This is a genomic window from Streptomyces sp. NPDC004266 (assembly GCF_042874095.1).
Lineage (GTDB): Bacteria > Actinomycetota > Actinomycetes > Streptomycetales > Streptomycetaceae > Streptomyces.
Genome location: NZ_JBIAMM010000001.1, coordinates 864,598 through 876,161 on the forward strand (window position 1 = coordinate 864,598; position 11,564 = coordinate 876,161).

Annotated in this window: 10 protein-coding genes; 5 read left to right on the plus strand and 5 right to left on the minus strand. The window is 72.6% G+C overall.

Annotation, left to right across the window (positions count from 1 at the left end):
- The first annotated feature begins 128 nt into the window (after positions 1 to 128).
- Positions 129 to 1,133 (plus strand): TerC/Alx family metal homeostasis membrane protein, encoded by a 1,005-nt coding sequence (locus ACFYUZ_RS03860; RefSeq protein WP_389305997.1) that lies wholly within the window; start codon positions 129 to 131, stop codon positions 1,131 to 1,133.
- 77 nt (positions 1,134 to 1,210) lie between these two features.
- Here the strand turns inward: ACFYUZ_RS03860 and ACFYUZ_RS03865 are convergent, their stop codons facing one another.
- The 3 genes from ACFYUZ_RS03865 to ACFYUZ_RS03875 form a co-directional block, all read right to left on the minus strand.
- Positions 1,211 to 2,497 (minus strand): MFS transporter, encoded by a 1,287-nt coding sequence (locus ACFYUZ_RS03865; protein ID WP_389306275.1) that lies wholly within the window; start codon positions 2,495 to 2,497, stop codon positions 1,211 to 1,213.
- Between the two features lie 119 nt (positions 2,498 to 2,616).
- Positions 2,617 to 3,273: an MBL fold metallo-hydrolase gene (locus tag ACFYUZ_RS03870; protein WP_389305999.1), complete on the minus strand. Its 657-nt coding sequence runs from the start codon at positions 3,271 to 3,273 to the stop codon at positions 2,617 to 2,619.
- Between the two features lie 35 nt (positions 3,274 to 3,308).
- Positions 3,309 to 3,998, minus strand: coding sequence for a maleylpyruvate isomerase family mycothiol-dependent enzyme (locus ACFYUZ_RS03875; RefSeq protein WP_389306001.1), 690 nt, complete (start codon positions 3,996 to 3,998; stop codon positions 3,309 to 3,311).
- Between the two features lie 215 nt (positions 3,999 to 4,213).
- Between ACFYUZ_RS03875 and uvrA the strand changes: the two genes are divergently transcribed.
- Positions 4,214 to 7,243: an excinuclease ABC subunit UvrA gene (gene uvrA, locus ACFYUZ_RS03880; RefSeq protein WP_389306003.1), complete on the plus strand. Its 3,030-nt coding sequence runs from the start codon at positions 4,214 to 4,216 to the stop codon at positions 7,241 to 7,243.
- A 296-nt stretch (positions 7,244 to 7,539) separates the two neighbouring features.
- Positions 7,540 to 7,974, plus strand: a complete 435-nt coding sequence (locus tag ACFYUZ_RS03885) for a Rieske (2Fe-2S) protein (protein ID WP_389306005.1) — start codon at positions 7,540 to 7,542, stop codon at positions 7,972 to 7,974.
- 21 nt (positions 7,975 to 7,995) lie between these two features.
- On the opposite strand, the gene ACFYUZ_RS03890 is transcribed toward ACFYUZ_RS03885, so the two are convergent.
- Positions 7,996 to 8,925: a hypothetical protein gene (locus tag ACFYUZ_RS03890; RefSeq protein ID WP_389306006.1), complete on the minus strand. Its 930-nt coding sequence runs from the start codon at positions 8,923 to 8,925 to the stop codon at positions 7,996 to 7,998.
- Between the two features lie 230 nt (positions 8,926 to 9,155).
- Between ACFYUZ_RS03890 and ACFYUZ_RS03895 the strand changes: the two genes are divergently transcribed.
- Both ACFYUZ_RS03895 and ACFYUZ_RS03900 read left to right on the plus strand, forming a co-directional pair.
- Complete coding sequence (locus ACFYUZ_RS03895; protein WP_389306007.1) at positions 9,156 to 9,743, plus strand: papain-like cysteine protease family protein; 588 nt, start codon at positions 9,156 to 9,158, stop codon at positions 9,741 to 9,743.
- A 5-nt stretch (positions 9,744 to 9,748) separates the two neighbouring features.
- Complete coding sequence (locus tag ACFYUZ_RS03900; RefSeq protein WP_389306277.1) at positions 9,749 to 10,492, plus strand: hypothetical protein; 744 nt, start codon at positions 9,749 to 9,751, stop codon at positions 10,490 to 10,492.
- 307 nt (positions 10,493 to 10,799) lie between these two features.
- On the opposite strand, the gene ACFYUZ_RS03905 is transcribed toward ACFYUZ_RS03900, so the two are convergent.
- The gene (locus tag ACFYUZ_RS03905) at positions 10,800 to 11,552 is read right to left on the minus strand and encodes an SDR family NAD(P)-dependent oxidoreductase (protein ID WP_389306009.1); all 753 of its coding nucleotides are present in this window, start codon (positions 11,550 to 11,552) and stop codon (positions 10,800 to 10,802) included.
- Positions 11,553 to 11,564: the final 12 nt, after the last annotated feature.

Consider the following 11,564-nt stretch of genomic DNA (forward strand, 5'->3'; position numbering starts at 1 on the left):
CGTCAATACGGACGGATCATCATCGATCCGATCCCGGGGCGTCGGCCCGGCGGCCCGTCCGCCACCGGGTGGAAGAGACCTCCGGCAGCGACGACGCTGATCAGTAGCCGTACGACGCCGGAGGCGCAGTGGACGTTTCGATGACCCTGTGGGTACTGACCGTTCTCGGTCTGGGTGCCCTCATCGGTGCCGACTTCTTCATCGGGCGCAAGCCCCATGACGTCTCGGTCAAGGAAGCCGGAATCTGGACCGTGGTCTGGATCGTGCTGGCCGCGCTCTTCGGGCTCGGCCTGCTGGTCTTCGGCAACGGCCAGGCGTCCGGCGAGTTCTTCGCGGGCTACATCACCGAGAAGTCGCTCAGCGTCGACAACCTCTTCGTCTTCGTCCTGATCATGGCGAAGTTCTCGGTCCCCTCGCACCTCCAGCAGCGGGTGCTGCTCGTGGGCGTGCTGATCGCCCTGGTGCTCCGCGCGATCTTCATCGCCGCCGGCGCCGCGATCATCGCGAGCTTCTCCTGGGTCTTCTACCTCTTCGGCGCGTTCCTGATCTACACCGCCTGGAAGCTCATCCAGGAGGCGCGCTCCGACGAGGACGAGGAGGACTGGGAGGAGAACCGCCTCCTCAAGACCGTCGAGAAGAAGTTCGGCGTCGCCGACCGCTACCACGGCACCAAGCTCTTCATCCGCAACAACGGCAAGCGGGTGCTGACGCCGCTGATGGTCGTCATGCTCGCCATCGGCACCACCGACATCCTCTTCGCCCTCGACTCCATCCCGGCGATCTTCGGCCTCACCCAGGACCCGTACATCGTCTTCACGGCCAACGCCTTCGCCCTCATGGGTCTGCGGCAGCTGTACTTCCTCATCGGCGGCCTGCTCAAGAAGCTGGTCCACCTGAGCTACGGCCTGTCGGTGATCCTCGGCTTCATCGGCGTCAAGCTCGTGCTGCACGCCCTGCACGAGTCCGGGGTGCACGTCCCCGAGATCTCCATCCCGTTCTCGCTCGCGGTCATCGGCGGCGTCCTGGCGGTCACCACCGTCACCAGCCTGATCGCCTCCAGGAAGCAGGCCCGGAGCGAGGCCGAGGCCCCGGCCGTCGCCGAGGAGACCCCGAAGGACAGCGTCGAGGCCTGACGGCCCACCCGCGCACACCGACGGCCGACCGGGAGCACCCCGGTCGGCCGTCGCCGTTCCCGTACCGCCCGCACGGATCAGACCGTGGCGGGCTCGGGTGCCGGACGTCCGGCACGGCCCGGAAGGGTCTCCGGCAGGAGGGCGAAGCAGCCGAGGCTCAGGAGCGCGACCAGCGTCAGGTACGCCGCGACGCCCCAGGGCGGGCCGGAGCCGCCGTCGGAGAGGGTCGTGGCGACGACGGGCGTCAGCGCGCCGCCCAGGACACCGGCCAGGTTGTAGCCGACGGCCGCCCCCGTGCAGCGGACCCGGGGCTCGTACAGCTCCGGGAGGTACGCGGCGACCACCGCGAACATCGTGATGAAGGCCAGCAGCGAGCCCAGGAACCCGAGGAACATCAGCAGCGGCCGCGCCGTGTGGAGCAGCGCCACCATCGGGAACATCCAGAGCGCCGAGGCGGCGCACCCCGCCAGGCAGAGCGGCCGGCGGCCCCAGCGGTCACCGAGCAGGGCCAGGAACGGGGTGACCGCGCCCATGACGGCCACCGCCGCCATGACGCAGCCCAGCATCACCGTGCTGCTCACCCCGAGCCGCTCGGTGCCGTAGGCCAGCGCCCAGGTGGAGACCGTGTAGAAGACGGCGTACCCGACCGCGAGCGCCCCGGCCGTCAGCAGCACGAGCCGCCAGTGGTCGCGGACGACCTCCGCCAGCGGGGCGCCCGCGCGCCGCCCGGACGCGGACAGCTCCTCGAACTGCGGGGTCTCCGCGAGCGAGGAACGCAGCAGCAGGCCGCCGACCGCGAGCAGCCCCGCCGCCCAGAACGGCACCCGCCAGCCCCAGGCGCGGAACTCCGCGTCGCTCAGCCCGGCGGTGAGCGCCAGCATCACCCCGTTCGCCAGCAGGAAGCCGATCGCCGGCCCGACCTGCGGGAAGCTCGACCACAGCGCGCGCCGGTGCTCGGGGGCGTGCTCGGCGGTGAGCAGGACCGCCCCGCCCCACTCGCCGCCCAGGCCGAGGCCCTGCAGGAAGCGGAGGGCGAGCAGCAGCGCCGGGGCGGCGATGCCGAGCGTCGCGTACGTGGGGACGCAGCCGACCGCGACCGTGGCGCAGCCCGTCAGGAGCAGCGAGACGAAGAGGACCGGCCGCCGGCCGTACCGGTCGCCGACGTGCCCGAAGAGCACCGAGCCGAGGGGACGGGCGAGGAAGCCGGCGGCGAAGGTGCCGAAGGCGGCCAGGGTCCCCGCCAGGGGCGAGAAGGTGGGGAAGAAGAGCGGCCCCAGGACCAGGGCCGCTGCGGTCCCGTAGACGAAGAAGTCGAAGAACTCGATGGCGGTGCCGACGAGCGAGGCGGCGGCGAGCCGGGCCATCGAGGGCGGCCGGGGCGACGACGGAGGGTGACTTTGGCGCATGTCGCGCCAACTACCCCGCCGCCGTCCCGGTTACGGGGGCGTACGGAGGTGCGCAGCTCGGGAGCCGCGCGCCGGGGTCACCAGCCGCGCTCGTGCCACTCCGCGAGGTGCGGGCGCTCGTCACCGAGCGTGGTGTCCCGGCCGTGGCCGGGGTAGACCCAGGACTCGTCGGGCAGGACCGCGAAGAGCTTGGTCTCCACGTCGTGGATCAGGCTCGCGAAGGCCTCCGGGTCCTTCCAGGTGTTGCCCACGCCGCCCGGGAAGAGGCAGTCGCCGGTGAAGACGTGGGGGTGGCCGTGCGGGTCGTCGTAGACCAGGGCGATCGAGCCCGGCGTGTGCCCCACGAGGCGGCGCGCGGTCAGCTCGACCCGGCCCACCCGGATCGTGTCGCCGTCCTCGACGGGCACGTCGGTCGGGACGGGGATGCCCTCCACGTCGTACGCGCCGGCGTAGGTCCGGGCGCCGGTCGCGGCGACGACCTCTTCCAGGGCCTGCCAGTGGTCGCCGTGCCGGTGGGTGGTGACGACGGCGGAGATGCCGTCGTCACCGATCAGCGTGAGCAGCGTCGAGGGCTCGTTGGCCGCGTCGATCAGCAGCTGCTCGCCGCTCGCCCGGCAGCGCAGCAGATACGCGTTGTTGTCCATCGGACCGACCGCGACCTTCGAGATCATCAGGTCCGTCAGCTCGTGCACGTCCGCCGCGCCGCCGACCTTCACCACTCCGCTGTACGTCATGGCCTCAGACTAGCTCCGGCGACCGACAACGGCGGCTACAGCGGGGGAAGCTCCGGCAGGGGGCCGCCCTCGGTCTTCAGGGCGGAGCCGTCGCGGCGGCCGGAGAGCCAGCCGAGGAGCTCGGGGGAGGGGCCGCTCACGGTCACCCCGGCGCCCTCGGCGGAGCCGGTGGTCCACGCGCCCGTGCCGTCCGCGGCCAGGACCCGGGTCGGCGGGACGGAGGCGTTGCCCGTGAACCGTTCCGTCAGGAAGTCGATCTCCCGCAGGACGAACTCCTCCGGCAGGTCCTCCAGCTCGTAGCCGACGCCCAGGTCGACGTGGTGCAGGGCCACCTCCACCCAGCGGCGGAAGGGGATCCGGGAGGCGCTGTCGGTGACCCCGTTGCGGAGCTCGACCGTGCGGCTCCAGTCGGCGGGCTCGGCGCCGACCTCCTGGAAGCGCTCGCCGGTCGCGCGCAGGTCGGCGAGCTGGGCGTCGAGGGGGCGGTCCGCGTCGCGCTCGATGTCGGCGTCGCGGGTCTCGGCGCTGGCGTACATCGGCCGGCCCCGGAGGACGTTCACCAGGGCGTCGGCGTTGCGGGAGATGTGGGCGAGGACGTGGCCGCGGGTCCAGCCGGGAAGCCGTGACGGCTCGGCGACGGCGGCGTTGTCCCAGGAGGCGGCGTCGTTCAGCAGCCGCTCGGTCGCTTCTCGTACGGAAGCGAGGTCGCGCTCGTGATCGATCATGGCCCGCACCCTAGGGGGTGTCGTGCCGGTCGGGCCAGATCCGCTCCCGTCCGACCGGCGGGGGCGCTCCGCCCGCCGCCACTCGTTCGGGTGAAGCGGTCTCCGCACGGCCGGAAATCGAATGTGCGTGCTATAGGCTCGACGGAAGCATCCGGCATCCTTGGTTGTTGGGTGTGTCAGGCACATCCGCTCTCTCAAGAAAGGTGCGGACCGGCGTGGCCGACCGTCTCATCGTCCGTGGCGCTCGCGAGCACAACCTCAAGAACGTCTCGCTCGACCTCCCGCGTGACTCCCTCATCGTCTTCACCGGGCTCTCGGGGTCGGGCAAGTCCTCCCTCGCGTTCGACACGATCTTCGCCGAGGGTCAGCGCCGGTACGTCGAGTCGCTCTCCTCGTACGCCCGGCAGTTCCTCGGCCAGATGGACAAGCCGGACGTCGACTTCATCGAAGGTCTCTCGCCCGCCGTCTCCATCGACCAGAAGTCGACCTCGCGCAACCCGCGCTCGACGGTCGGCACCATCACGGAGGTCTACGACTACCTCCGCCTGCTCTTCGCGCGCATCGGCAAGCCGCACTGTCCGGAGTGCCACCGGCCCATCTCCCGCCAGTCGCCGCAGGCCATCGTCGACAAGGTCCTGGAGCTCCCCGAGGGCAGCCGCTTCCAGGTGCTGTCCCCGCTCGTGCGCGAGCGCAAGGGCGAGTTCGTCGACCTCTTCGCCGACCTCCAGACCAAGGGCTACAGCCGCGCCCGCGTCGACGGCGTGACCGTGCAGCTCACCGAGCCGCCGACGCTGAAGAAGCAGGAGAAGCACACGATCGAGGTGGTCGTCGACCGCCTCACCGTCAAGGACAGCGCCAAGCGCCGGCTCACCGACTCCGTCGAGACCGCGCTCGGACTCTCCGGCGGCATGGTCGTGCTCGACTTCGTCGACCTCCCCGAGGACGACCCCGAGCGCGAGAAGATGTACTCGGAGCACCTCTACTGCCCGTACGACGACCTCTCCTTCGAGGAGCTGGAGCCGCGCTCCTTCTCCTTCAACTCGCCCTTCGGCGCCTGCCCCGACTGCACCGGCATCGGCACCCGCATGGAGGTCGACCCCGAGCTGGTCGTCCCCGACGAGGAGAAGTCCCTCGACGAGGGCGCCATCCACCCCTGGTCGCACGGCCACACCAAGGAGTACTTCGGCCGGATGATCGACGGGCTCTCGCAGGCCCTCGGCTTCCGCACCGACATCCCGTACGCCGGGCTCCCGCAGCGGGCCAAGAAGGCCCTCATGCACGGCCACAAGACCCAGATCGAGGTCCGCTACCGCAACCGGTACGGGCGCGAGCGCGCCTGGACCACCCCCGCCTTCGAGGGCGCCGTCTCCTTCGTGAAGCGGCGGCACAGCGAGGCCGAGAGCGACTCCAGCCGCGAGCGCTTCGAGGGCTACATGCGCGAGGTGCCCTGCCCCACCTGTGAGGGCACCCGCCTCAAGCCGATCGTCCTCGCGGTCACGGTCATGGAGAAGTCCATCGCCGAGGTCTCCGCGATGTCCATCAGCGACTGCGCCGAGTTCCTCTCCCGGCTCACGCTCAACGCCCGCGACAAGAAGATCGCCGAGCGGGTCCTCAAGGAGGTCAACGAGCGGCTGCGCTTCCTCGTCGACGTCGGCCTCGACTACCTCTCGCTCAACCGGGCGGCGGGCACGCTCTCCGGCGGAGAGGCCCAGCGCATCCGGCTCGCCACCCAGATCGGCTCCGGCCTGGTCGGCGTGCTCTACGTGCTCGACGAGCCGTCCATCGGCCTCCACCAGCGCGACAACCACCGGCTCATCGAGACCCTGGTCCGGCTCCGGGACATGGGCAACACGCTCATCGTCGTCGAGCACGACGAGGACACCATCAAGGTCGCCGACTGGGTCGTCGACATCGGCCCCGGCGCCGGCGAGCACGGCGGCAAGGTCGTCCACTCCGGCTCCCTGAAGGAGCTCCTCGCCAACGAGGAGTCGATGACCGGGCAGTACCTGTCCGGCCGCAGGGCGATCACCACCCCGGACGTCCGCCGCCCGGTGGACCCCGGGCGCCGGCTCACCGTGCACGGAGCCCGCGAGAACAACCTGCGGGACATCGACGTCTCCTTCCCGCTGGGCGTCCTCACCGCCGTCACCGGCGTCTCCGGCTCCGGCAAGTCGACCCTGGTCAACGACATCCTCTACACCCACCTGGCGCGGGAGCTGAACGGCGCCAAGTCGGTGCCCGGACGGCACACGCGCGTGGACGGCGACGACCTCGTCGACAAGGTCGTGCACGTCGACCAGTCCCCGATCGGCCGCACCCCGCGGTCGAACCCGGCGACGTACACCGGCGTCTTCGACCACGTCCGCAAGCTCTTCGCCGAGACGATGGAGGCCAAGGTCCGGGGCTACCTGCCCGGCCGCTTCTCCTTCAACGTCAAGGGCGGCCGCTGCGAGAACTGCTCCGGCGACGGCACGATCAAGATCGAGATGAACTTCCTCCCGGACGTCTACGTCCCGTGCGAGGTCTGCCACGGCGACCGGTACAACCGGGAGACCCTGGAGGTCCACTACAAGGGCAAGTCCATCGCCGAGGTCCTGAACATGCCGATCGAGGAGGCCCTGGACTTCTTCGAGGCCGTCCCGACCATCGCGCGCCACCTGCGCACGCTCAACGAGGTCGGCCTCGGGTACGTCCGCCTCGGCCAGTCCGCGCCGACGCTCTCCGGCGGCGAGGCGCAGCGCGTCAAGCTCGCCTCCGAGCTCCAGAAGCGCTCGACGGGCCGCACGGTGTACGTGCTCGACGAGCCCACCACCGGTCTCCACTTCGAGGACATCTCGAAGCTGATCAAGGTCCTGTCCGGGCTGGTCGACAAGGGCAACTCGGTGATCGTCATCGAGCACAACCTCGATGTCATCAAGACCGCCGACTGGGTCGTCGACATGGGCCCCGAGGGCGGCAGCGGCGGCGGTCTGGTGATCGCCGAGGGCACGCCGGAGGAGGTCGCCTCGGTCCCCGAGAGCCACACCGGCAAGTTCCTCCGCGAGATCCTCGGCGCCGACCGGATCAGCGACGCCGGCGGGAAGATCCCGGCGGCCCGCGGGGCCAAGAAGACGGCGGCGAAGAAGACCCCCGCGAAGAAGGCGGCGGTCCCCGCCAAGAAGGCGGCGGTCCCCGCCAAGAAGGCGGCGGCCCCCGCGAAGAAGGCGGCCGCCAAGAAGACGACGGCCCGCACCCGCAAGGCGTGACGGCCGAGCGGGCGTGACGGGAGGCGGGACCCCGACCGGGGCCCCGCCTCCCGCGTCGTCGGGTCCGGGCCCCGCCTCCCGCTGCAAGGGCTCCCGCGTCGGCGGCCCCCGGGCCCCGCTCCCGCCGCCGGGCCCCGCCGGGCCCCGCCGCCGGGCCCCGCCGCCGGGCCCCGCCGCCGGGCCCCGGTGCCGGGCGGGCGGCGTCGGGCCCCGGCGTCGGGCTCCGGAAGGCCGCCGGTATCGTCGGTTCGGTCACCCCTGGGGTGTCTTGTCCCCGATCTCACCGTGGAGCGCTCATGTCCGGCCAGTCCAGCCGCCGCACCGTACTGAAAGGCGCGGCCCTCGCCGGAGCCGCCGGGCTGGGAGTCGCCGCCTGCTCCACCGAGTCCAAGCTCGGCCACGCCCAGGCCCCGACCCCGACCGCGCCGGTCCCGCTCGGCGCCCCGGACGAGGTGCCGGTCGGCGGCTCCAAGCTCTACCGCGAGCAGCGGCTCGTCGTGAGCTGCCCGGCCAAGGGCCGGTACAAGGCCTTCAGCGCCCAGTGCACCCACGCCGGCTGCGTCCTCGACAAGGTCGAGGACAACGAGGGCAACTGTCCCTGCCACGGCAGCCGCTTCGACGTCACGACCGGCAAGGCGATCCAGGGCCCCGCCACCGTCCCGCTCCCCGAGGTCCCGATCCGCGTCGAGGACGGCAAGCTGGTGGCCGGCCCCGAGGCGCCCCGGGCCTGAGCGGTCCGGGACCCCGAGGCCTCACGCCCAGTCCCAGTCGATCCCCAGGATCCCCGGGCGCACCCCCTGCTCCACGAGGTGCACCGTGCGGTGCCGGCCGCTCAGGGTCAGCTCCGCACGGCCGCCGCGCGGCGCACCCGCCGAGGACTGCGCGAACCTCCGGCACCGCACCGGAAGCGCCGCCTCGTCGAAGCGGACCTGGAGCACGTACTGCCCGCCCGCGAAGCTGAACCCGCGCACGTACTCCCCGCTCGGACCCGCCGTACCGTCCTCGAAGCCGTACGAGAACGGATACGTGTCCCCGGCCCGCAGCCGCACGTCGAAGAGCAGCTCCGCGACCACCACGCCCGTGCCGGCGTGCCACCGCACCCGCCCCGTCCGGCAGTTCTCCACCGCCCGCACCACCACCCGGGACGGGTCGCAGCCGGGGTCGCCGTGGTGGATGGCGAGGTAGCGGTCCACGCCGTCCCGGTGCGCCCGCACCACGTGCTGCGACTCGCGCCCCACCAGCTGCCGCCCCGCCCCGATCCGTACCCGCTCGTGGTGCCCCACCGTGTGCAGCCCGCCGTCCGCCGGGGACTCCAGGTCCGCGAGCAGCTCCTCGACCGAGCCCGAGGCCTCCACCAGCGAGCGGTACGAGCGGGCCGCCGGGCGCTCCACCTCGGAGCGGGCGGCCGCGTCCTCCGTCAGCAGCCGCAGCAGCGAGTTCCCGGGCAGCCGGAGCAGCTCCTCCAGGGCCCGGACGGCCCTCAGGGACTCCGGCCGCTGCGGGCGGCGGGCGCCCTGCTGCCAGTAGCTCAGACTCGTCACCCCGACCTTGACGCCCCGGTGCGCGAGATGGTGCTGGACCCGCTGGAGCGGCAGGCCGCGCACCGCCAGCGCGGTGCGCAGCGCCAGATGGAAGGGACCGGTGTGCAGCAGCTGCACCAGATCCGCCTCGGTGTGGCTCACGAGGACTCCTCGGTGAACATTCACGACGGGGGCACGGACCGTCGCGTCGCGAGGGGCGGGCGGGCAGGTGGGCCGGGGGTTTCCGTTCACACCCCGGTCACACCGTTCACGGTCCGATGTCACCCCGCATTGAAGCGTGTTGACCCGGCCCGGACAACGGCCGATGCTCCTGACCAGCGTCCGGACGCGCTCCTCCACCCCCCTCATCCCCAGCTCCTGGGAGGAACGCGATGCGCAGAAGAAAGCTGAACCTCGCGGCACTCGCCGCAGCCGCCCTCTTCCTCGTCCCCGCCACCCCGGCCTCCGCCGCCCCCACCGGCGAGGACGCCTCGACCCTCGCCTCCAAGCGCCTCGGCATCACCATGCAGGCCCAGCAGAAGAGCAACTGGTGCTGGGCGGCGAGCGGCAACACCATCGCCACCTGGTACGGCCGGAACTACAGCCAGAACCAGTTCTGCAACGCCGCCTTCGACCGGCAGCAGGGCTACGACTGCCCCAACTGGCAGGCCACGCTCGGCAACGTCCAGACCGGACTGAGCTGGGCCGGCATCAGCCCCGGCTCGTACGTCGACGGCTGGCTGCGCTACTCCACCCTCCAGACCGAGATCAACGCCGGCCGGCCCGTCGAGACCAGGATCCAGTGGTCGAGCGGCGGCGGCCACATGCACGTGGTCTACGGCTACGACGACGCGAACAGCTGGGTCTACTGGGGCGACCCATGGCCCTCCAGCGACCGCTACAACTGGGCCTCGCACGCCTGGTACGTGAACAACGGCTCGTTCTCCTGGACCCACTCGCTCTACCGGATCGGGGCGTGACGACGATGAACGCACGTGCCACGGGAGCCGGGCTCCTCGCCACCGCCGCCCTCGTCCTCCTCGGGGTGCTCCCCGCGGCCGCCGAGGAGCTGCCGTCCGCACCGACCCCCGAACAGGCCGCCTCCGCGCCGCGGACCCTGGACACCCTGTCCCGGTTCTTCGCCCGCGACGGGGCCCTCGCCCGCACGGCGGCCGTGCCGCGCGTCGAGGGCGCCTCCGTCCCCGTGCGGTTCCTCTCCCCGGACTTCGTCGCCGGAAAGCCAGGGGCACCCGTCGCCCGCGTCGAGTTCCGCGCCAGCAGGGCCGTGGCCTCCGACGGGCGGAAGGCGTCGCTGTGGACGGTCGAGCGGGCTGGCGGCTGGCAGGTGGTGAACATCGCCACCGGCGACGACGAGATCCGGTACGCGGAGATGGGCCGCGGCGGTCTCGTCTTCCGCGAGCCTCAGATCGACGCGTGGTACGTCCTCAAGGGCGCGAAGGTGCTGCCGCTCGACGAGGACGCGGTACGGGCCGTGGGCCGGAACGGGACGAGCCTCGCGGGCTACCGGGAGCGGGTCGCGCGGGCGTACGGCGACAAGCTGCCGGGGTCGGCGTACGCGCGGAAGGGGGCGGCGGGGGGTTACGACGCGCCCGCGCCCGCGCCCGGGCCGTCGCCGATCGTCGCGGCGGCGGGTGCGGGGGCGGGGCTGGTCCTTGCGCTGACGGCCGCGGTGACGCTCCGCCGCCGACGCGCACCCCGACACCCCTGAGCCACCTGCCCCCGCCGGGGCGGTGCCCCCGCCGTTGTGGGCATGCCCGCCGGGCCGGTGCCCACCCCGTTGCGGGCTGCGCCCGCCGGGAGGGCGCCCACCCCCGCGCCCTGCGGGACGATTGCCCACACGGCGGGTGGGGGTGGGCACCGCTCCGGCGGGCGCGGCCCACACGGGCGGGCGTGGGGTGGGCACCGCCCCGCCGGGTGCGGCCCGTACGGAGGTGGGCCGGGGCGCCGCCCCGCCGGGCGCGGCCCGCGCGAGGGCGGGTGGGGGTGCCTCCCCGCGGGTGCGTGGTCGTGCGGGTTCAGCGGGCCAGGTAGCCGCCGTCCACCGGGAGGACCGCGCCCGTCACGAACGACGCCTCGTCCGACGCCAGGAAGAGGATCGCCGCCGCCACCTCCTCCGGCGTGCCGAAGCGGCCCATCGGGTGGGCCCGGACGATCTCCGTGAGGTACTCGGGCCCGCCCGGCTCCACGCGCGCGGCGGCGACGCGTTCGGTCTCGATCGTGCCCGGGGCCACCGCGTTCACCCGGATCCCGTGCTCCGCCCACTCCACCGCCAGGTGCTTGGTCAGGCCGGTCGCGACGAACTTCGCCGGGCCGTACACCGCCTGCCGCGCCTGGCCGGCCACGCCCGAGATCGACGAGGTGCACACGATGGCCCCGCCGCCGGAGACGAGCATGGCCTCGATCGCGTACTTGCAGGTCAGGAACATGCCGCGGCCGTCGACGGCCATCACCCGGTCGAAGTCCGCGGCCTCCGCCTCGGTGACGGAGAGCAGCGGGATCACGCCCGCGTTCGCCACCAGGACGTCCAGCCGTCCGAAGCGCTCCACCGCCGTGCCGGTCATCCGCCGGGCGTCCTCCTCCCGGGAGACGTCGCCGACCACGGGGACCACGCCGTCGAGGGTCGCGAGCCGCTCCTCGTCGACGTCGGCGGCGATCACGTGCGCCCCCTCGCGGAGGAAGCGTTCCGCCGTCGCCCGTCCGATTCCGCTCGCCGCGCCCGTGATCACGCACACCCGGTCCGCCAGCCGTCCTGAAGTGTTCTGAGCCATGTCCGGGCAACG

Bases quoted from the DNA above. Each gene is read 5' to 3' on its own strand.
- ACFYUZ_RS03865 (WP_389306275.1), bottom strand. From the start codon at position 2,497: ATGGCCCGGCTCGCCGCCGCCTCGCTCGTCGGCACCGCCATCGAGTTC.
- ACFYUZ_RS03870 (WP_389305999.1), bottom strand. From the start codon at position 3,273: ATGACGTACAGCGGAGTGGTGAAGGTCGGCGGCGCGGCGGACGTGCAC.
- ACFYUZ_RS03875 (WP_389306001.1), bottom strand. From the start codon at position 3,998: ATGATCGATCACGAGCGCGACCTCGCTTCCGTACGAGAAGCGACCGAG.
- ACFYUZ_RS03885 (WP_389306005.1), top strand. From the start codon at position 7,540: ATGTCCGGCCAGTCCAGCCGCCGCACCGTACTGAAAGGCGCGGCCCTC.
- ACFYUZ_RS03895 (WP_389306007.1), top strand. From the start codon at position 9,156: ATGCGCAGAAGAAAGCTGAACCTCGCGGCACTCGCCGCAGCCGCCCTC.
- ACFYUZ_RS03900 (WP_389306277.1), top strand. From the start codon at position 9,749: ATGAACGCACGTGCCACGGGAGCCGGGCTCCTCGCCACCGCCGCCCTC.
- ACFYUZ_RS03905 (WP_389306009.1), bottom strand. From the start codon at position 11,552: ATGGCTCAGAACACTTCAGGACGGCTGGCGGACCGGGTGTGCGTGATC.